A 17835-nucleotide genomic window follows, 5' to 3' on the forward strand; every position below is an offset into this window, starting at 1 on the left:
AATTAAACCTCAGCGGCGATCAGGTCTCCCATTTTTTTAGTACCGACCCGAGTGTTGCCTGACGCCATTATATCATCGGTACGATAGCCCTGCTTCAGGATCTTGTCGACGGAATTCTCGATCGCCAGTGCCTCTGTCTCCAGACCCATAGAATAGCGCAGCATCATGGCTACCGAAAGGATGGTCGCGACCGGGTTGGCGATGTCTTTTCCGGCGATGGTCGGGGCGCTGCCGTGGATCGGCTCGTACAAACCAAAGGTCGGCTGCCCGGACACCGGTATGCCGGCCAGGCTGGCGGAGGGCAGCATGCCCATGGAACCGGCGAGCTGCGCCGCTTCATCTGAGAGGATATCCCCGAAGAGATTCTCGGTGACGATGACGTCAAAGGCAGTGGGGGTGCGGATAAGCTGCATGGCGCAGGCATCCACCAGCGCGTGGGTCAGCATCACGTCGGGATAATCGCTGGAGACCTCGATAGCCACCTGGCGCCAGAGCCGGGACGACTTGAGCACGTTGGCCTTATCCACGGAAACCAATCTTTTCTTGCGCGACCGCGCCAGCTCAAAACCGACCCGGACGATGCGCTCGATCTCCTGCTCGGAATAGGTCATGGAATCGGTGGCTTTGCGGCCTTTGGGCGTCATCCATTCTTTTTTCGGCTTGCCGAAATAAACGCCGCCGGTGAGTTCGCGGACGAAGATGAAATCTGTACCCTTGAGCACCTCAGGTTTGAGGGTGCTGGCATTTACCAGTTCGTCGAATACCTTCACCGGTCGCAGGTTGGCGAAAAGCCCCAACCCCTTCCTGAGCGCCAGCAGGCCGTCTTCCGGGTGTACCGGCAGCTTGGGATCGTCGAAGCGCGGGTCACCCACCGCCGCCAGCAACACGGCATCGGCTTTTTTACAGGATTTCAGTGTTTCAGCCGGTAATGCCGACCCGGTCTTGTCGATAGCCACGCCGCCGATAAGTTTGTTTTCCAATTTGAAATTATGGCTGTATTTTGAACCGACAGCCGCCAATACCTTGAGACCCTCAGTCATAACCTCCGGCCCGACGCCGTCACCCGAAAGAACAGTAATCTTGAAATTCACTTTTTTAAGCGGCCTTTCCTGCAAGTCTTTTCCGGGTATATTCGATCAGTCCGCCGGACTTGATGATCTCACTCATGAAATCCGGATAGGGTTTGGCCAGGAACACCTTGCCCCTGGTCACATTGTTGATGGTGCCGGCGGTGAGATCAATCTCCAGTTCATCCCCGGTCTCCGTGGCCTCCACCGCTTCTGCGCTCTCAAGGAGCGGCAGGCCGATGTTGATGGCGTTGCGGAAAAAGATACGGGCGAAGCTCTTGGCGATCACCGCCGAGACGCCGGACGCTTTGATGGCGATGGGCGCATGCTCCCGGGACGAACCGCAACCGAAATTGGTGGTGGCCACGATGATATCTCCCGGTTTCACGTTCTTGACGAAATCCAGGTCGATGTCTTCCATGCAGTGGCGGGCCAGATCGAACGGGTCGGAAACATTGAGGTGGCGCGCGGGGATGATGGCATCGGTATCGACATTGGCACCGTATTTGTGTACTCGGCCTTTTAGCATATTAATACCTCTACGTATTCGATAAGATTACCGGGCGGGCGGGTTTGAAACCCGCCCCTACAAGGACGGGTAAGCCAAAACCATCGGGTATCACGCCAACGCCTCTGGTGAGACGATCTTGCCGGCGATGGCGCTGGCCGCAGCCACCGCCGGGTTGGACAGGTAAACCTCACTCTTGGGGCTGCCCATGCGGCCGATGAAGTTGCGGTTGGTGGTGGCTAGGCATTTTTCGCCGGCGGCCAGGATGCCCATGTGACCGCCGAGGCAGGGGCCGCAGGTGGGCGTGGACACGGCGCAGCCAGCCTCGATGAAGACCTCGATGTAACCGGAACGCAGGGCGTCCAGATAGACCTGCTGCGAGCCGGGAATGATGATGCAGCGCACGTTGGAGTTGACCTTTTTGCCGTTAAGGATGCTGGCTGCCATCTGGAGATCCTCGAACCGGCCATTGGTGCAGGAGCCGATGACCACCTGGTCGATGTAAACCCGGTTCACCTGGCTTACCGGTTTCACATTGGAGGGGAGGTGGGGCAGCGCCACCTGGGGTTCCATTTTAGAGACGTCGTATTCATGAACAGCCTGATAGGCGGCGTCAGCGTCCGGCTCAAAGACCACCGGCTTGCGCTCGCTCCGGCCTTTGGCGTAGGCTACGGCCTTTTTATCCGGGGTGAACAAACCGGCCTTGGCGCCGGCTTCAATAGCCATGTTGGCCATGGTGAAGCGGCCTTCCATGGACAGTTTATCGATAACCTCACCGCCGAACTCCATGGCGGCGTAGAGCGCCCCGTCGACGCCGATCTGGCCGATAGTATAGAGGATGAGGTCCTTGCCCCCGACGTACTTGGGCAGCTTTCCTTTGTAGTTGAACTTGATGGTGGGCGGCACCTTCATCCAGATGTCACCGGTAGCCATGGCTGAGGCGACATCGGTGGAACCCATACCCGTGGCGAAGGCGCCGAGGGCGCCGTAGGTGCAGGTGTGGGAATCAGCGCCGATAATCACGTCACCCGGCATGACCAGGCCTTTTTCATGCAGGATCACGTGTTCGATGCCCATCTGGCCGCACTCGAAAAAGGTGACTCCCTGGGCGCGCGAGAACTCACGCAGAATCTTGGCCTGTTCAGCAGAAGCGATGTCCTTGTTGGGCACGAAGTGATCCGGCACCAGGACGATCTTCTTGGGATCGAAAACCTTTTCAAGGCCCAGTTTCCAGAACTCGCGGATGGCGATGGGGGCGGTGATATCGTTGGCCAGGATCACGTCAACCTTGGCGCTGATGAAATCACCCGGACTGACATGTTCTTTTCCGGCATGAGCGGCCAGTATCTTTTCAGCTAGATTCACTTTTCTTACTCCCTTTTCCGTTGGTGTGAGGCAGCACCAGTACCACTAAAACAATAATGGTCGCAGCAATCGCGATAATGTATAACCCGGTGCCGGCGGCGATGCCGATAGCGGCGGACACCCAGATGGTGGCAGCGGTGGTCATGCCCTCGACAAGGCCTTCCTCCCGCCGAAGGATGATGGTTCCGGCGCCAAGAAAGCCGATACCGGTTACGATATTGGCCGCCAAACGCGCCGGATCAGGCGAGTTGAAGGCGAAGATGGAAAGCATGGTAAACAGCGCCGCGCCGATGGAAATGATCGCCAGGGTACGTATACCCGCGGCTTTCCCGGCCTTTTCCCGCTGGAAACCTATCAGCCCGCCTAAGAGACCGGCTAAAATCAAACGGGCAACCATCAAAAACTCGTCCAAAGCCGTTCCCCGTCAGGTCCTTTCCCCGGACTCGGGGCGGCTGCGCGCCGCCTTTTCCTGTCCGTTCATTTTCACCGCCAGCAAACGGTTGAGCGCATTCATATAGGCTTTGGCGCTGGAGACGATGACGTCCGTGTCGGCGCCGCGGCCGGAATAGGAAACACCTTCGCTCTCTATGCGTATCAGCACCTCGCCGATGGCATCTATACCGGCGGTTATCGAAGTGATGGAGAATTCGGTCAGCCGGTTGGGCACGCCCACCAGCCGGTTGATGGCCTTGTAGACAGCGTCAACCGGTCCGGTACCGAGGGCGGCGTCTTCCAAAACTTTACCGTCGGGGTCGATGAGGCGGACCGCCGCCGTGGGCACGCCGCGATCGCCGCAGGTCACCTGGACACGGTCGAGGTGATAGGCTTCGACCACGGTGCGTTGTTCTTCGGCCACCAGCGATTCTATATCCCGGTCGGCGATCTCTTTCTTTTTATCGGCCAGTTCTTTAAAAGCGGCGAAAGCGCGGTCGAAATCCGCCTCCGACAGGTTGTAGCCCAGTTCGGCCAGCCGCTCCTTGAAGGCGTGCCGCCCTGAAAGCTTGCCCAGCACCAAGCTGGACGCCGGAACGCCCACTGAGTGAGGGTCCATGATCTCATAGGTCTTGGGCATCTTGATGACGCCGTCCTGGTGGATGCCGGACTGGTGGCGGAAGGCATTGGCGCCGACGATAGATTTGTTGGCCTGCACCGCAAAACCGGTACGCTGGCTGACCAGGCGGCTGGCGGGATATATGAGTTCGGTATTTATCGAAGTGGTGACATCATAATAGTCCGGCCGCGTCCTGATGGCCATGACGATTTCTTCCAGCGCGGCGTTACCGGCGCGTTCGCCAATGCCGTTTACCGTACACTCCACCTGACGCGCCCCGCGCTTGACCGCCTCCAGGCTGTTGGCGACGGACAATCCCAGATCGTCGTGGCAATGAACGCTGATTACAGCTTTATCAATGTTGGGTACGTTCTTGAAAATGCCTTCGATGAGGCCGCCGAATTCGCCGGGCATGGCATACCCGACCGTATCCGGGATGTTGAGGGTGGTGGCTCCGGCGTCAATAACGGCTTCCAGCAGGGCATACAAAAACAGCGGGTCGGAACGGCTGGCGTCCATGGGGGAAAACTCGATGTCGGAGATGTAGCCTTTTGCTCGCGCCACCATGTCCCGGGCCGTTTGCAGTACCTCGGCGCGGCTCTTTTTGAGCTGGTGCACCATGTGAACTTCCGAGGCCGAAATGAAGACGTGGATGCGGGGGCTGGCGGCTGCTTTCAGGGCATCGTAAGCGCGGTCGATGTCTTTGGGGGTGGCCCGCGCCAGACCGCAGACGGTGCAGCCTTTGATCTCAGAGGCGACCTTTTTGACTGCCTCGAAGTCACCGGGGGAGGTCATGGGAAAACCGGCCTCGATGACGTCCACGCCCAGCGCTTCCAAAGTCCGGGCGATCTCCAGCTTTTCCTGGATGTTGAGTGAAGCACCGGCCGCCTGTTCGCCGTCGCGCAGGGTGGTGTCGAAGATTATCAGCTTATTCATCTGTCCGGGAGATTCTCCTTATTCGTTATTTTGCAGATAACGGCTACCCCTCCTCCTACCAGGAAGAGGGGATAATAAGGATGAGCTCGCTCCGGAAGATGAGATTCATGCGCTTATGTTACCTTAAAGGCTCGTACTTTTCAAACGTAGTGGGATTTGGACTGCGTCGATGCGCGATCATCGACGCCCTCTCCCTCGGTCCCTCTCCCCCCTTCGGCGGGCTCAGGGCAGGCCGCGGGGGAGAGGGAGGTTGGGGTTTGAGTGTTATTTCTTGGGTTTTTTCAGCCAGCTCATCATACCGCGCAGTTCCTCACCGACGGTTTCGATCGGGTGAGTCGCTTCGATGCGGCGCAGAGCGTTGAAATGAGGTTTGCCGGCCTGGTTTTCCAGTATCCATTCGCGGGCGAAGGTGCCGTCCTGGATCTCGTTCAGGATGTGCCACATCTCATCCTTGGTTTCATCGGTGATGATGCGGGGCCCGCGGGAATAATCGCCGTACTCGGCGGTGTCGCTCACGGAGTAGCGCATATACTTCAGTCCGCCCTGGTAGATCAGGTCGACGATAAGCTTGAGCTCATGCAGGCATTCAAAATAGGCCACTTCCGGCTGGTATCCGGCTTCAACCAGGGTCTCGAAACCGGCTTTGATCAGGGCGGAAGCACCGCCGCACAGGACGGCCTGCTCACCGAAGAGGTCGGTCTCGGTTTCCTCGGCGAAGGTGGTCTCCAGCACGCCGGCGCGGGCGGCGCCGATGCCGGCGGCGTAAGCCAGCGCGGTATCCTTGGCCTTACCGGTAGCGTCCTGATACACGGCGATCAGGGCCGGCACGCCGGCTCCTTCCGTATATACCTGGCGCACCATGTGGCCCGGACCCTTGGGGGCGATCATGGCGACATCGATATTGTCCGGGGGCAGGATCTGCCCGAAATGGATGTTGAATCCGTGAGCGAACATCAATGTCATGCCCGGCCTGAGGTTGGGGGCGATGTCTTCACGGTAGATCTTGGCCTGGGTCTGGTCCGGGGCCAGGATCATGATGAGGTCGGCCTTTTTGGCGGTATCGGCGTTCGACAGAACCTCGAAACCTTCGTCGCCGGCGCGGCAGCAGCTGGGAGAACCGGGAACGCCGCCTATGATCACTTTGTAGCCGCTGTCGCGGAGATTCTGGGCGTGGGCGTGCCCCTGGCTGCCGTAACCGATAATACCGATGGTCTTACCTTTGAGTAATCCGGGATCGCAATCCTTCTCGTAATAGATGACAGCCATATTATCTCCTTTTATTAAATCCGAATACTAAATGCCGAAACTCGAAAATGATTGATTTCAGTCAGCCGTGTCTTCGCGGCGCCCGCTCTGTTCTCCCCGGGTCATGGCGATGCGTCCGGTGCGGGTCATTTCCTTGATGCCGAAGGGTTTCAGCAGATTATACAGGGAATCAACTTTTTCCTCATCCCCGGTAGCTTCCACCATTACCGAGTCAGCTGAGACATCCACGATCTTAGCCCGGAAGATGTCCACGATCTGCATGATCTCAGAACGGTTCTCCGCTCCGGCCTTGACCTTGATTAGAGCCAGTTCACGGGTGACGATGTCCTGGGCGGAGATGTCCTGCACCCGGATGACATCGATAATCTTTTCCACCTGTTTCCTGATCTGTTCCACCTGGGTATTGGAGCCTTCCGCCACGATGGTCATGCGCGACAGGTGCGGCGTCTCCGAATGCCCGACGGCGATGGAATCAATGTTGAAACCGCGCCTGCGGAACAGGCTGGCCATACGGTTCAGGACACCCGGCCGGTCGGCGACCAGGGCTACGATGGTGTGTTTGGTGGCGGCCATCAGCAAGCCTCCTTGCGCGGTTCGTGAAGTATATTATCGATGCCGGCTCCCGGCGGCACCATGGGATAGACGTTTTCTTCCGGCTCGACGACGAAATTGATGATATACGGGCCCGGCGTCGCCATGGCTTTTTCTATGGCCGAGATGACGTCGGCTTTGCAGGTCACGTTCTGAGCCGGGATGCAGTAAGCCTCGGCGATCTTGATAAAGTCCGGGCACCAGAGGGGGGTGGCGGAATAGTTCCGTTCATAGAACAGTTCCTGCCACTGGCGGACCATGCCGAGGAATCCGTTGTTAAGTATCGCGATCTTAACATCCGCGTTCTCCTGGCGTATAGTGCCCAGTTCCTGGATGGTCATCTGGATGCTGCCGTCACCGGCGATGCACCATACGGTTTCATCCGGCAACCCGATCTTGGCGCCGAAAGCGGCGGGGAGTTCGAACCCCATGGTACCCAGGCCGCCCGAAGTGATGAAGCTGTTGGGTTTATCATAAAAGTAATGCTGGGCGGCGAACATCTGGTGCTGGCCGACACCGGTAACCACCGTCGCCTGGCCTTTGGTCGTTTCCCAGATCTTGCGGATGACGTACTGCGGCAAAATGGTCTCGGATTCGCGTATCTCAAATCCGGACGGGAATTCACGTTTCCAGCCGTTCAGCTGAGCCAGCCAGGCGTCGTGGCGTTTGGGCGCGATCTCTTTATTGAGTTCGACCAGGATGGTTTTAGCGTCACCGACGATAGGCACGTCAACTTTGACGTTCTTGCCGACTTCAGCCGGATCGATATCGATGTGGATCACCCTGGCATCAGGCGCGAAGGCGCTGATCTTTCCGGTGGCGCGGTCGTCGAAACGCATGCCTATGGCGATGATGAGATCGGAATCGGTAACCGCCAGATTGGCGTAAGCCGACCCGTGCATCCCCAGCATGCCGAATGATAACTCATGGCTCTCCGGAAAACTGGAAATACCCAGGAGCGTGGTTATCACCGGCGCCTGCAAAGTTTCCGCAAGCTGTTTCAGTTCACCGTAGGCGTGAGAGATTCGGACGCCGTGTCCGGCGATAATCACCGGCTTTGCGGCTTCAGCCAGCAGTTTGGCGGCTTTCTTGATCTGCAACGGGTTGCCGCCCAGTGTCGGTTTGTAGCCCGGCAGATTGAGCCTGGCCGGGTAATGGAAGTCCGCCAGTTCCTGCTGGATATCCCGGGGCAGGTCAATGAGGACGGGGCCGGGCCGGCCGGTACCGGCGATGTAAAAAGCCTCTTTGACCGTACGGGCTAGATCATTCACATCCATCACCAGGTAGTTGTGCTTGGTGATGGGTATGGTGATGCCGGTGATATCGGCTTCCTGGAAGGCATCTCGGCCGATCATCGTCCGCGGCACCTGCCCGGTGATGGCGACCATGGGCACCGAATCCATATAAGCGTTAGCCAGGCCGGTGATGAGATTGGTGGCGCCGGGGCCGGAGGTGGCTAAACAGACACCGATGCGGCCGGTAACCCGGGAGTAAGCGTCAGCGGCATGTACCGCGCCCTGCTCATGGCGAACCAGGATGTGCCGAAGCGCCGGGTACTGGGTCAGCGTGTGGTAAAGCGGCAGCACCTGGCCGCCGGGATAGCCGAAGACGACATCGACGCCTTCCTTCAACAGGCTTTCACATAATATCTGGGAGCCGGTCAGTTTCATAGTGCTCTCCTAATCAGCGAAAACAGCGCCCCGGCTGGCCGAAGTCACATGCTGGGCATACCGTTTCAGGTAGCCTGTCTTGATCTTCGGTTCGAAAGCGGGCAATCGGTTTAATCTTGAATCGATTTCATCACCGGTAAGGCGAACGTCGAGGCGGTGGTTCGGTATATCGATATCGATGATGTCGTTTTCATGGAGGGCGGCGATGGGGCCGCGTAGCGCCGCCTCCGGCGCTGCATGGCCGATGGCTGCCCCGCGGGTGGCGCCTGAGAAGCGGCCGTCGGTAACCAGAGCTACGGCTTTATCCAGTCCCATGCCGGCCAGCAATGAAGTTGGCGTCAGCATCTCCCGCATACCGGGTCCGCCGCGCGGTCCTTCATACCTGATGATGACCACGTCGCCGGATTTCACCTTCCCGGACTTGATGCCCTCGGTCGCTTCCTCTTCGGAATTGAAAATCCTGGCCGGTCCGGAATGAACCATCATCTCCGGGGCGACCGCCGAACGCTTGACCACCGCCCCTTCCGGCGCCAGGTTGCCGAAGAGAATGGCGATGCCGCCGGTGCGCGTATGGGGGTTATCGATGGGGCGGATGACATCGCCGTCGCCGCGGGGCGCTTCTTTGATGACGTCGGCGATGATGCCGCCGTAAACGCTCCGGGCGTCCAGTTTAAGGAGGTCGCGCAGCTCGCGCATGACCGCCGGTATGCCGCCGGCTAGATCCAGGTCTTCAATATGATGTTCTCCGGCCGGCCGGATACGGCACAGGCAGGGCGTTCTGTCACTGATTTCATTGATGCGGCTCAAGGGATACTCGATACCCGCCTCATGGGCGATAGCGGTCAGGTGGAGCACCGAATTACTGCTGCCACCCAGCGCCACATCGACGAGGAAAGCGTTATCGATCGCCTTTTGAGTAATGATTTCCCTCGGCCGCAGGTCTTCCCCGACGAGCCGTAATATCGTCTCACCGGCTTTGTGAGCCAGTTGATGACGCCGGCGGTCCACCGCCGGTATGGTGCCGTTACCCGGCAGACCCATGCCCATCGCCTCGGTAAGGCAGTTCATGGTGTTGGCGGTGAACAAACCGGAACATGAGCCGCATCCGGGACAGGCGGCCGCCTCTATCTCTTCCAGTTTAGCCTCTGTCATGTCGCCCTTGACGAACTTCCCGACAGCTTCGAAAACGGAACTGAGATCGACCTTTTTGACCTCACCGTCATCGTTTATATGCCCGGCCAGCATTGGACCGCCACTGACGAACACCGCGGGGATGTTCAAGCGGACAGCGGCCATCAGCATACCGGGGATCACCTTGTCGCAATTAGGAATAAAGACCAGGCCGTCGAAAGCGTGAGCCTGAGCCATGATTTCGACGGTGTCGGCGATCAGTTCGCGGGAAGCGAGAGAGTATTTCATGCCGGTGTGGTTCATGGCCAGGCCGTCGCAAACGGCGATGGTATTGAATTCAAAAGGCACGCCGCCAGCGGTACGGACACCGCTTTTAACGGCCTCGGCGATTTCACGCAGGTGCTGGTGTCCCGGCACAACGTCAGTAAAACTGTTGACGATACCGATGAAGGGCTTTTTGAAATCGGACGGACTGACCCCAAGGGAACGCAGGAGGGCACGATGGGGGGCGCGTTCAGCGCCGGTTTTGACGGAGTCGCTTCTCATAAAGGCCGCCTAACTAAAATCCGTCCACGAAGGGACGGATAGCGATAAGTGTACCTAACCTTAGCACAGACAATATTTTATTTCAAGGATTTTACGATTGACCAGGCGTCGGTTTGTCAGCCCTGAATCCAAGGGTCGATGCCCCCCTGGGATCAGCAGAAACAATCACCGATCTTATCGACGCGCCGCTGGTGCCGGCCGCCCTCGAACCCGGTCGTCATAAAGGCTTTCAGTACTTCGAAATTCAAATCGTCGCCGTTCATTTCACCCAGGCATAGGATATTGGCGTCGTTATGTTGACGGGTAAGTACGGCGTATTCCGGTTTATAACACAGCGCGGCCCGGATTTCCTTAAGCTTATTGGCCACCATACTCATGCCGATGCCGGTACCGCAGATGAGGACGCCCCTATCGGCCTTCCCGCTGGCGACGGCTTGCGCGACCCCATGAGCGTAATCGGGATAATCGGTCGATTCTTCGCTGTTTGTACCCAGGTCGCGCACCTCATGACCGTTCGAGACAAGCCAATCCATCATCTGGAGCTTGAGAGAGTAACCCCGGTGGTCGTTGCCGATAGCAATTTTCATTTTGTCCTTCGATAACGTCATCGTCCGCATATGAGACTGATTCGAGTGTTGTTGGCCATCACCCTCGCCGGGCTTCGGTTATTTGAAATAAAAAGCTTCCAGTTCAGCGCGCGATACCGCGCCGTCACGGACGATCGTCGGGAAGGGCGTTGTGAGATCGACGATGGTGGATTCGACACCGCCGGGACAGCGCCCTCCGTCGAGTATCATATCCACCCGGTCTCCCAGTTGAGCCTTTACTTCCTCCGCCGTGCAGACGCTGCCGCACCCGCTCAAATTGGCGCTGGTGCCGGTTAGAGGAGCGCCGATGGCCTGGATGAGATACAAAGCAAGTTGGTGAGCCGGAATGCGCACCGCTACGCTGTCGCGGCCGCCGGTGACGATATCCGGTACCACCGTTTTTTTCTTGAGGATGAGAGTCAACCCTCCCGGCATGAAACGGCGAACCAGAAGTTCAGCAAACGGGTTCATCTCCGCCACCTGCCGCATCTGGATAGCATCAGCTACCAACACCGGTAAAGCCTTGGTAGTCTGGCGCCCTTTGATATCGAAAATCCGGCCGCTGGCCTCAGGATGATCGAGCGATGCCGCCAGGCAATAGACCGTATCCGTCGGCAGAGCGACAACGCCCCCGTTTTTCAGTATTTGAATGGCTTTCGCCAGTTCGCTGTCCCCGGTTTTCTGGGTGCCGACTGGATTCAATAGTTTATGTCAACCTGCGCGTTTTTTCTTGACGCTAGTATAACAGAATGATAATCTTCTATACTATTAGAATGACAGAAAATACAGACGATTTGAAGCCTTCAGAAACCCATCGCGTCGCCATGTCCGGTGACATTGAGGTGGCCACCTACCTGGAAATAGCCAAGCAGGCCTCGGATAAACCCGTTACCGGTGAAGCCGTGTCCGGCGCATCCCGCGAATCCATCGTCATCTTCGATTTTGGCTCGCAATACAGTCTGCTTATCGCCCGGCGTATCCGCGAGATCAACGTCTACTGCGAACTGGTGCCGCATGACACTCCCTGGGAGAAAATAGCCCACCTTAATCCCAAGGGATTCATCTTATCCGGCGGGCCGGCCTCCGTCTATGCCCCGGGAGCGCCAATGGCCCCGGCGTATATCTACGAGCGCAAACTGCCGATCCTTGGTGTCTGTTACGGTATGCAGCTCATCACCCAGCAGCTCGGTGGTGTCGTCGCCCAGGGACAGGCCCGGGAATACGGTCACGCCATTCTGCATCTGAGTGAACTCGATTCTCCCCTTTTCAAGGATTTGCCGGAGGCTTCCGCCGCCTGGATGAGCCACGGTGACCGGGTGGAAAAATTGCCCCTGGGATTCAAGTCCATGGCTTACACGGAGAATTCGCCACTGGCCGTGATGGGCAACGACGAAAACATCTACGGTCTGCAATTCCACCCGGAAGTAGCCCATACCCCTTACGGTAAAACGCTCTTAAAGAATTTTGTCTTCAACATCTGCGGCTGCCAGCCAAGTTGGACGCCGGGACATTTCATCACCGAAAGCATTGCCAAGATCAAAGAACAAGTCGGTGACGGCAAGGTTATCGCCGCATTGTCCGGTGGTGTCGATTCCTCTATCGTAGCCACTTTGATCCACCGGGCTATTGGCGACCAACTGACCTGCATATTCGTCAATAACGGCTTGCTGCGCCGTGAAGAAGCCGACCGTACGCTCAACGTTTTCCGGCAGAATCTCGGCATGAACATTATATTTATCGAAGCCACTGACCGATTCCTCGACCGGCTGGCCGGCGTCACCGATCCCGAGCAAAAACGCAAAGCCATCGGCGTCGAGTTTATCCGGGTCTTCGAAGAAGAAGCGCTAAAACTGGGACAGGTGGACTTCCTGGCCCAGGGAACGCTCTACCCGGATGTCATCGAAAGCATCTCTTCGGTTGGTACCGCATCCGCCAAGATCAAGAGCCATCACAATGTCGGGGGCCTGCCGGAGAATATGGCGTTGAAGCTCTTGGAACCGGTACGTTATCTCTTCAAAGACGAGGTACGCCAGGTGGGCGTGGAACTGGGCTTGCCCGAAGAGATGGTCTGGCGGCAGCCATTCCCGGGTCCGGGCCTGGCTATCCGGGTCATCGGTGAGGTGACACGGGAGAAGCTGGAAATGCTGCGCGCTTCCGACTGGATCGTCATGCATGAGATTAAAAAAGCCGGCCTTTACCGCCAGGTTTGGCAGAGTTTCGCCATTATCACCGATGTCAGGAGCGTCGGCGTGATGGGTGATTTCCGCACCTACGGTCATATGGTGGCTATCCGCGCCGTCACCAGCGACGATGCCATGACCGCCGACTGGGCCAGATTACCCTACGACCTGCTGGCGCGGATATCCAACCGTATCGTTAACGAGGTGCCAGGCGTCAACCGGGTGGTCTATGACATCACGTCCAAACCACCCGGCACTATCGAATGGGAATAGCCCTCGTCAGGGAGTAAGATATGGGACTTTTCAACAAACGCAAAATTCAGGGCGACGAGCTTCTAAACTATCTCGATTACCTTGGAGAAGAGTGGAAGCTTCGAGCTTTTCAAGAAAAAGAGGCCGCGCTATACACTGAGGCGCTCGATGGTTACAATCCTCATAATTCCAAGGACGCGTCTGCCCTCGAAGGACTTCTGGACGCTTCCAACCGGTTGGCGCTTTCCGCGGCTGAACTGCTACGGCGCAAAGACGCCATTACCTCGGTGCCGGACAAGGCGACATCTCTTTTCTTCGCCTGGCACGCTGCGTACATGGATTATCTGGCATGGGCCGTTGCCCAGGCAGAATCTCTGGAAGCACGGCTGAACAACGCGGTCGCCGACACTACGACGGTCAAAGAACTCCAGGCTAAGAGCGAAAAATCCCGCAGCGAAGCCGATGCCGAAGAGCAAAAGCTCATGAAACTGCTCGGATTCACTGACGCCGACATGCAGCAGTTACTCGACCGTGTCGCTCAATCCGTCGAGCAGGATACATGGCGCCCCCGCTCCCTGAGCCCCCGCAAACGTCCGGCGTCCGGAAGATAACATTTCAATTTCGTTCTTTAGGAGATCGCCCTGAAAATACTGGTAATCGGCGGCGGCGGGCGGGAGCACGCCCTCGTCTGGAAACTCAAGAGCAGCCCCAGGGTTACCGCCGTTTTTGTCGCGCCAGGTAACGGCGGCACGGCGGCTGTCGCCCAAAATCTGGATATCGAACCGACGGACTTCCCACGACTGCTGGCTGCGGTGGAATCCAACGGCATCGACCTGGTGGTAGTTGGCCCGGAGGGACCTTTGGCCGCCGGCATCGTCGATGAGTTCCAGTCACGGTTCATTCCCGTTTTCGGCCCGTCACGGGCGGCGGCGCAACTTGAAGCCTCAAAATCCTTCGCCCGATCGATAATGGAAAAATACGCCATTCCCTGTGCCCAGGGACGGTCCTTCACGAATTACACCGAAGCCAAGGAATACCTGCGAAACCAGGCGCTGCCGCTGGTAATAAAAGCTGACGGCCTGGCTGCCGGCAAAGGCGTCAGCGTCTGCGCTACCATGGGCGAGGCCGAGACGGCGCTTTCCAGGATCATGGAATCCCGGGCTTTCGGCAATGCCGGCGCGACGGTGGTCATCGAGGAATGCCTGATCGGGCAGGAGATGAGCTACCTAGCCTTCACCGACGGCAAAACCGTCCTGCCGATGCCTCCCGCCTGCGATTATAAGAGGGTTTTCGACGGCAACGCCGGTCCCAATACCGGCGGCATGGGCGCCTACTGCCCGCCGCCCTTCTTCACGCCCCGCTTGGCGGCACAGTTGGATGCCACTGTCATGTACCCTGTCATCCGGGCGCTGGCTGATGAAGGGATCGCTTACCGCGGCGTTCTCTACGCCGGGATGATGCTGACCGATTCCGGACCTAAGGTACTTGAGTTCAACGCCCGCTTCGGTGACCCGGAAACCCAGGTCATCGTGCCGCGCCTGAAGACCGACCTGGTGGATATCATGCTCCATGTAATCGACAGTTCCCTGGATAAGATCAATGTCGAATGGTCTGAAGACGCCTGTGTAACCGTGGTCATGGCTTCCGGCGGATATCCTGATAATTACAAAAAAGGTCTCCCGATCAGCGGCCTCGATGATATCAACTCCGATGCCACCGTCTTTCACGCCGGTACCAAACTCTCAAATGACGGCAGGATAATCACCGCCGGCGGCCGTGTCTTGAGTGTCACCGGGTGCGGCCAGTCTCTCGACGAAGCGCGCCGCAAGGCTTATGATAATATAAAGCATATCGCATTCGACGGCGCCCACTACCGCCGCGATATCGCGCTTTTTAACGCGGTATAAACCTTTGCGAGGTAATGTCTATGCCTAAAGTTGCAGTTATTATGGGTTCCAAATCCGATATGGACACTATGAAACACACCTCCGACGCCCTGGAACAGATGGGTATCGAGCCTGAAGTGCTGGTCATGTCGGCCCACCGCCAGCCTGAAAAAGTACATGCTTTCTGCACCGCCGCCCGTGATTCAGGTTTCGAGGTCATCATCGCCGGCGCCGGCGCCGCCGCCCACCTCCCCGGTGTTATCGCCTCCTGGACGACGCTTCCGGTAATCGGCGTGCCTATCTCATCGAGCGAACTCAAAGGTGTCGATTCCCTTTACGCCATCGTCCAGATGCCGGCCGGAATCCCAGTTGCCACCGTGGCCGTCGGAGTAGCCGGCGCTAAAAACGCCGCTTATCTCGCCGCCCAGATACTGGGTTTGAAATACCCGGATGTCGCCCGGGCGTATGAAAACTACCGTACCGAATTAAAAGGAAACTAGGTTATGATCGAACGTTACAGCCGGCCCCAGATGAAAAAAGTCTGGAGCGATGAAAACAAATTTGCCAAGTGGCTCGATGTGGAGATCGCCGTCTGCGAGGGCTGGGTTAAACAAGGGGTCATCCCGCGTGAGGCGCTGCCCAAGATCAAGATGGCGCGCCTCAACATCAAGCGCATGGAAGAACTGCTCCAGGAAACTCACCACGACATGACCGCCTTCCTCGGCTCTGTAGCTGAAAGCGTCGGTGAGGAATCCAGGTTCATTCACCTTGGTCTTACCTCCTCCGATGTCATGGATACCGCCACCAGTCTGCAACTCGTCGAGGCCTCCAAGATCCTGGCCGACGACATCAAGGCGCTTATCACCGCCCTGGGCAAACGCGCCATCGAGCACAAGTACACCGTCATGGCCGGTCGGACCCACGGCGTCCATGCCGAACCGATCACCTTTGGTCTGAAACTGGCGCTCTGGATGGAAGAAATGCAGCGCAACCGCCAGCGTCTGACCGATGCCGTCCGCGGCATCGCCGTCGGCAAGATGAGCGGCGCGGTCGGCACTTACGCCACGGTTCCGCCTGATGTAGAGGAATACGCCTGCGCCAAACTCGGCATTGCCCCGGCGCCGGTCTCCAACCAGGTTATCCAGCGTGACCGGCACGCGCAGTTCATGACCACTCTGGCCATCATCGGCGGGTCGTTGGAGAAATTCTCCACCGAGATCCGGGCGCTGCAAAAAACCGAATTCCGTGAGGCGGAAGAGCCGTTCGGCGCCGGGCAAACCGGCAGTTCTGCCATGCCCCATAAGCGCAATCCGGAACTGTGCGAGCGCGTCAGCGGCATTTCCCGCCTGCTGCGCGGCTACGCCGTAACCTCCCTGGAGAACATCGCCCTGTGGCATGAGCGGGATATATCGCACTCCTCGACTGAGCGCGTCATCCTGCCTGACGCATGCCTCGTGCTGGACTACGCCATGAACATCTTCACTTCCGTCATTAAAGGCATGACCGTCTTCCCGCAACGCATGCGGCAAAACATGGACCTCACCCGCGGCTTGTTGTTCTCCCAGCGAGTGCTCCTGGCGCTAATCGATAAAGGTCTTTCCCGGCAGGCAGCCTATAAACTGGTGCAGCGCAACGCCATGGCCACCTGGGGTAGCGAGGACCAGAAGTTCATCGACCTGTTGAAAGCCGACGCTGATGTGGCGGCATCTCTGTCAGCCGAGGAACTGGACGAACTGTTCGATTATAAATTCTATACCCGCCATGTGGATGACATCTTCAAACGCCTCGGTCTTACCACCGCGCAGTGGAAAACCCGCGCTGACACCGATGCTGATAAGCTGTCGCCAAGATCGCTATAATCAAGGAGTTTTATAGTGACCGACAATAACGTCGTCTTAAAAACCGATCTTCCTCTCAAACGTTTCATATCTGGGAAAGTTCGCGACACCTATGACCTGGGTGATTATCTCCTGATCGTGGTCACCGACCGCATCTCGGCTTTCGACGTCGTCCTGCCGGTCGGTATTCCCGATAAAGGAAGGGTGTTAAACCTGATTTCGGCTTTCTGGTTTGAGAAGACCGCCAAGATCATCCCCAACCACGTCGTCGCTGTCATCGAGGATGTGAAACAACTTGATGAATACATTCCTGAAGATCAGCGTTTCGACTATCCGGCCTACCTCACCGGACGGTCGATGATCGTCAAGAAAGTTCAGCGCTTGCCGGTGGAATGCGTCGTCCGCGGCTACCTGGCCGGTTCAGGATGGTCGGAGTATAAGAAAAGCCAGTCAGTTTGCGGCGTACCGCTGCCCCCCGGCCTGCGCCAGAGCCAGATGCTGCCGGAGATCATCTTCACGCCCACGACTAAAGGCGATGACACCCACGACCTGCCCATGACCTACCAGGAAGTAGAGAAGACTGTCGGCGCCGCCCTGGCGCTCAAACTCAAGGCCATCAGCATCGCTTTATACGCCTTCGCCCGAGACTACGCCCGCCACCATGACATCATCATCGCAGACACCAAGTTCGAGTTCGGCCTGGATAACGGCAACCTGATCCTGATAGATGAAGCACTGACGCCGGATTCATCCCGCTTCTGGGACGAAAAGCTCTACAAGGTTGGCGAAGCCCAGGACTCCTACGACAAGCAGCCTGTCCGCGACTGGCTGGAGGCCTCTGGTTGGAATAAGGAACCCCCGGGCCTTGCGTTGCCGCCGGAGGTCATCGAAAGCACACGGCGACGATATGTGCACGCGTTTGAGGTGTTGACGGGGAAGCTGCCTTAATAACGCGGCAGAG

Annotated in this window: 17 protein-coding genes; 6 read left to right on the top strand and 11 right to left on the bottom strand. The window is 57.7% G+C overall.

All coding sequences use genetic code 11. The features are described 5' to 3' along the window. Positions 1-2: 2 nt before the first annotated feature. From leuB to ABFB09_RS04545, 11 genes are all read right to left on the bottom strand, one after another. A complete protein-coding gene (leuB, locus tag ABFB09_RS04495) occupies positions 3-1091 on the bottom strand; it encodes a 3-isopropylmalate dehydrogenase (protein ID WP_347000316.1) in 1089 nt (362 codons plus the stop codon). Between the two features lie 4 nt (positions 1092-1095). Then, positions 1096-1596, bottom strand: coding sequence for a 3-isopropylmalate dehydratase small subunit (gene leuD / locus ABFB09_RS04500; protein WP_347000219.1), 501 nt, complete (start codon positions 1594-1596; stop codon positions 1096-1098). Between the two features lie 90 nt (positions 1597-1686). Continuing rightward, entirely contained in the window at positions 1687-2940 is a 1254-nt protein-coding gene (leuC, locus tag ABFB09_RS04505; RefSeq protein ID WP_347000221.1) for a 3-isopropylmalate dehydratase large subunit, read from the bottom strand. Then, on the bottom strand, positions 2927-3337 hold the full coding sequence (locus ABFB09_RS04510) for an MgtC/SapB family protein (RefSeq protein WP_347000223.1): 411 nt from the start codon (positions 3335-3337) through the stop codon (positions 2927-2929). The genes leuC and ABFB09_RS04510 overlap by 14 nt, the downstream gene beginning before the upstream one ends. Before the next feature lie 27 nt (positions 3338-3364). Next, positions 3365-4927 (bottom strand): 2-isopropylmalate synthase, encoded by a 1563-nt coding sequence (locus ABFB09_RS04515; RefSeq protein WP_347000224.1) that lies wholly within the window; start codon positions 4925-4927, stop codon positions 3365-3367. 264 nt (positions 4928-5191) lie between these two features. Next, positions 5192-6193 (bottom strand): ketol-acid reductoisomerase, encoded by a 1002-nt coding sequence (ilvC, locus tag ABFB09_RS04520; protein ID WP_347000226.1) that lies wholly within the window; start codon positions 6191-6193, stop codon positions 5192-5194. A gap of 57 nt (positions 6194-6250) precedes the next feature. Next, positions 6251-6766 carry an acetolactate synthase small subunit gene (gene ilvN / locus ABFB09_RS04525; protein ID WP_347000227.1) on the bottom strand — a complete coding sequence of 172 codons (516 nt, stop codon included), beginning with the start codon at positions 6764-6766 and terminating at the stop codon, positions 6251-6253. Further along, the gene (gene ilvB, locus ABFB09_RS04530; RefSeq protein ID WP_347000228.1) at positions 6766-8454 is read right to left on the bottom strand and encodes a biosynthetic-type acetolactate synthase large subunit; all 1689 of its coding nucleotides are present in this window, start codon (positions 8452-8454) and stop codon (positions 6766-6768) included. The genes ilvN and ilvB overlap by 1 nt, the downstream gene beginning before the upstream one ends. Positions 8455-8463: 9 nt before the next feature. After that, positions 8464-10131 carry a dihydroxy-acid dehydratase gene (ilvD, locus tag ABFB09_RS04535; RefSeq protein ID WP_347000230.1) on the bottom strand — a complete coding sequence of 556 codons (1668 nt, stop codon included), beginning with the start codon at positions 10129-10131 and terminating at the stop codon, positions 8464-8466. 152 nt (positions 10132-10283) lie between these two features. Continuing rightward, positions 10284-10718 carry a ribose 5-phosphate isomerase B gene (rpiB, locus tag ABFB09_RS04540; RefSeq protein ID WP_347000231.1) on the bottom strand — a complete coding sequence of 145 codons (435 nt, stop codon included), beginning with the start codon at positions 10716-10718 and terminating at the stop codon, positions 10284-10286. Between the two features lie 78 nt (positions 10719-10796). After that, positions 10797-11420, bottom strand: a complete 624-nt coding sequence (locus ABFB09_RS04545) for an L-threonylcarbamoyladenylate synthase (RefSeq protein ID WP_347000234.1) — start codon at positions 11418-11420, stop codon at positions 10797-10799. 71 nt (positions 11421-11491) lie between these two features. On the opposite strand from ABFB09_RS04545, the gene guaA reads away from it, so the two are divergent. The 6 genes from guaA to ABFB09_RS04575 are packed head-to-tail and all read left to right on the top strand — an operon-like array spanning position 11492 to position 17822. Further along, a complete protein-coding gene (gene guaA, locus ABFB09_RS04550; protein WP_347000235.1) occupies positions 11492-13171 on the top strand; it encodes a glutamine-hydrolyzing GMP synthase in 1680 nt (559 codons plus the stop codon). Positions 13172-13191: 20 nt separating this feature from the next. Then, entirely contained in the window at positions 13192-13761 is a 570-nt protein-coding gene (locus tag ABFB09_RS04555; protein WP_347000236.1) for a hypothetical protein, read from the top strand. A gap of 39 nt (positions 13762-13800) precedes the next feature. Next, the gene (gene purD, locus ABFB09_RS04560; protein WP_347000317.1) at positions 13801-15057 is read left to right on the top strand and encodes a phosphoribosylamine--glycine ligase; all 1257 of its coding nucleotides are present in this window, start codon (positions 13801-13803) and stop codon (positions 15055-15057) included. A gap of 20 nt (positions 15058-15077) precedes the next feature. Further along, complete coding sequence (purE, locus tag ABFB09_RS04565) at positions 15078-15536, top strand: 5-(carboxyamino)imidazole ribonucleotide mutase (protein ID WP_347000237.1); 459 nt, start codon at positions 15078-15080, stop codon at positions 15534-15536. A gap of 3 nt (positions 15537-15539) precedes the next feature. Further along, a complete protein-coding gene (gene purB, locus ABFB09_RS04570) occupies positions 15540-16895 on the top strand; it encodes an adenylosuccinate lyase (protein ID WP_347000239.1) in 1356 nt (451 codons plus the stop codon). 15 nt (positions 16896-16910) lie between these two features. Then, a complete protein-coding gene (locus ABFB09_RS04575; RefSeq protein WP_347000241.1) occupies positions 16911-17822 on the top strand; it encodes a phosphoribosylaminoimidazolesuccinocarboxamide synthase in 912 nt (303 codons plus the stop codon). The last annotated feature ends 13 nt before the right edge of the window (positions 17823-17835 follow it).

This window comes from Dehalogenimonas sp. THU2 (genome assembly GCF_039749495.1).
GTDB lineage: Bacteria > Chloroflexota > Dehalococcoidia > Dehalococcoidales > Dehalococcoidaceae > Dehalogenimonas.

Coding starts and splice junctions, on each gene's coding strand:
- leuD (WP_347000219.1), bottom strand. CDS start 1,596: ATGCTAAAAGGCCGAGTACACAAATACGGTGCCAATGTCGATACCGAT.
- ABFB09_RS04510 (WP_347000223.1), bottom strand. CDS start 3,337: ATGGTTGCCCGTTTGATTTTAGCCGGTCTCTTAGGCGGGCTGATAGGT.
- ABFB09_RS04515 (WP_347000224.1), bottom strand. CDS start 4,927: ATGAATAAGCTGATAATCTTCGACACCACCCTGCGCGACGGCGAACAG.
- ilvC (WP_347000226.1), bottom strand. CDS start 6,193: ATGGCTGTCATCTATTACGAGAAGGATTGCGATCCCGGATTACTCAAA.
- ilvN (WP_347000227.1), bottom strand. CDS start 6,766: ATGGCCGCCACCAAACACACCATCGTAGCCCTGGTCGCCGACCGGCCG.
- ilvB (WP_347000228.1), bottom strand. CDS start 8,454: ATGAAACTGACCGGCTCCCAGATATTATGTGAAAGCCTGTTGAAGGAA.
- ilvD (WP_347000230.1), bottom strand. CDS start 10,131: ATGAGAAGCGACTCCGTCAAAACCGGCGCTGAACGCGCCCCCCATCGT.
- rpiB (WP_347000231.1), bottom strand. CDS start 10,718: ATGAAAATTGCTATCGGCAACGACCACCGGGGTTACTCTCTCAAGCTC.
- guaA (WP_347000235.1), top strand. CDS start 11,492: ATGACAGAAAATACAGACGATTTGAAGCCTTCAGAAACCCATCGCGTC.
- ABFB09_RS04555 (WP_347000236.1), top strand. CDS start 13,192: ATGGGACTTTTCAACAAACGCAAAATTCAGGGCGACGAGCTTCTAAAC.
- purE (WP_347000237.1), top strand. CDS start 15,078: ATGCCTAAAGTTGCAGTTATTATGGGTTCCAAATCCGATATGGACACT.
- purB (WP_347000239.1), top strand. CDS start 15,540: ATGATCGAACGTTACAGCCGGCCCCAGATGAAAAAAGTCTGGAGCGAT.